The organism is Dietzia sp. CW19, from assembly GCF_014145265.1.
In the GTDB taxonomy this organism is placed as follows: Bacteria; Actinomycetota; Actinomycetes; order Mycobacteriales; family Mycobacteriaceae; genus Dietzia; species Dietzia natronolimnaea.
Genome location: NZ_JAALEE010000325.1, coordinates 1 through 1,795, shown reverse-complemented (window position 1 = coordinate 1,795; position 1,795 = coordinate 1). Strand labels below are relative to the sequence as shown.

The following is a 1,795-nucleotide window of genomic DNA, read 5'->3' as shown; positions in this document are numbered from 1 at the left end:
GCCGCCGATGCCTACGCGAGCCGTTCGGCCGTGGAGGTGGTGACCGAGTTGTGGGACCGGGCAGCGAAGCCGCTACCGCGCTGAAGCGTATTCGCGGCGGCCGGGATCACCCGACACGGCGCTCGGCCTCGGCGGCGATATCGGCGAGGTCCTGTTCCATGGCTCGGCGGGTCGACCTCTCGGCGAACCGGCCCATCACCATCATCGCTACGCGGGAGGCCGCGGGGGCGTGGGCGGTGTGGGCACCGAAGCGCATGCGCAGCGTCGAGCCGCCGTCGGCGTGAGGGGAGATGGTGAACACCGTCTTGTACTCGGTGCCGCCGTTCTCGGCGACGATCGTGGTGGCGTTCGGCGGCTCGGCCGCGAGCACCATCATCTCCTCGGTGGACTTCATGCCGAACATCCGACGCGTCTCCCGCCACCGCAGTCCCGGCTGGTAGGGGCCGGGTGTGAGGATCTCGACCGCCAGGACACCGCTGAGGGTGCGATGCGCTGAGGGGATGTCGGTCAGCACCGCCCAGACCGCCTCGGGGTCGGCGGCGACGTCACGGGAGAGATCGAGCTGCATGGGATCCAGGCTACCGGCGCCGGCGGGTGATGCGGGCGCCGGAAATGCGGACACCGGCCCCCGCCGAAGCGGAGGCCGGTGTCGCGGGCGGCTCGGGTCGGCCGGAGCCGATCCCGGGCATCGCGCCGTCAGGCGCGCCGGCTCAGGAGCCCAGGTTGCCGAGGAGGTCGGTGAAGAAGCCGAGGACCTCGGCGAACAGGTCGGTGCCGCCGTCGACCACGTCGGAGCCGGTGTTGACAGCGGAGGAGCCGGTCGCGATGCCGTCGATGAACTCGGGAACGGAACCCATGTGATGGTCCTTTCGTCAGGGGGGCGGCGCCGGAACGCCGCTCGGTCTGTGAAGCTCTCGCGAACTCGATCAGTCCATCGAGAACTCACTTCCGGACCGTACGTAGTCCGTCGGCCGGATTCACGCGGTGGGGCGTCTTTCCGGGGTTTTAGCGGATGGAGTTCTTTTACTCGTGCAGGAAGTCCGCCCGAATCGCTTTAATGTGATCTATGTCTCAATAGCCGAATGTCGGCGAATGTGCTGAGGGGTCCGGGCGGGAAGAGGCGAGGAAATGCACGACGCCGGCATCCGTCCGAAGGCGGATGCCGGCGTCGAGGAGGTGAGGTCGGGCTCGGGGCCCGACGTCAACCGTCGATCAGGAAGCGCTGTTGAAGATCCCGAACACGAAGTCCAGGAACGACTCCGGGAGGCCCAGGAACCCGTTGGCCGCGGACGAACCGGCGGCCAGGAGGCCGTTGGCGGCGGCGGAGCCGGTGCCGATGACCTCACCGGCGAGGCCGAGCGAACCGTAAGCGATGTCTTCGATGGAACCCATGAGGGACCCCTTTCGTCAGTGCGCGGCGCCGGGTGGGCCGCGCTCGTAGTGCAGTCCTTGGTTCGGACTCGCGATGTACATCCCGAATCGCCGGGGAAGCGTTACGGCCGTGACCGCAAGCTCTTTCCGGGAAGGGGCCTATCGGCGGAATTGACGCGCAAGAAAGCGTTCATATTTGCTGCGTAACGATCCGTCGGCATTTCTCACGTAATTCAACTCACATTACGGAGGTCGACCGCGGCGGGGGCGCCGCGCGCGGGTCCGTCGAGCGGCGGGATGGGGCGTCGCGATGTGCCGGGCGATCCCGTGGGAGACAATGGGCGGCATGACACCGCACGCCGCTGACGCGCCCGCATCGATCCCCCTGCCCGCGGGCTTCCGGGCCCACGCGGGGTCGGCGGGA

Annotated in this window: 3 protein-coding genes; all 3 read right to left on the bottom strand. The window is 68.4% G+C overall.

Annotated elements, in window-relative coordinates:
• Positions 1–106 precede the first annotated feature (106 nt).
• The 3 genes from G6021_RS10190 to G6021_RS10180 all read right to left on the bottom strand — a co-directional run bounded on the left by G6021_RS10190 (position 107) and on the right by G6021_RS10180 (position 1,392).
• Positions 107–568 carry an SRPBCC family protein gene (locus G6021_RS10190; protein ID WP_182641217.1) on the bottom strand — a complete coding sequence of 154 codons (462 nt, stop codon included), beginning with the start codon at positions 566–568 and terminating at the stop codon, positions 107–109.
• 142 nt (positions 569–710) lie between these two features.
• Positions 711–857 carry a hypothetical protein gene (locus G6021_RS10185; protein WP_182641216.1) on the bottom strand — a complete coding sequence of 49 codons (147 nt, stop codon included), beginning with the start codon at positions 855–857 and terminating at the stop codon, positions 711–713.
• Between the two features lie 355 nt (positions 858–1,212).
• Positions 1,213–1,392, bottom strand: a complete 180-nt coding sequence (locus tag G6021_RS10180) for a hypothetical protein (protein ID WP_182610856.1) — start codon at positions 1,390–1,392, stop codon at positions 1,213–1,215.
• Between the last annotated feature and the right edge of the window lie 403 nt (positions 1,393–1,795).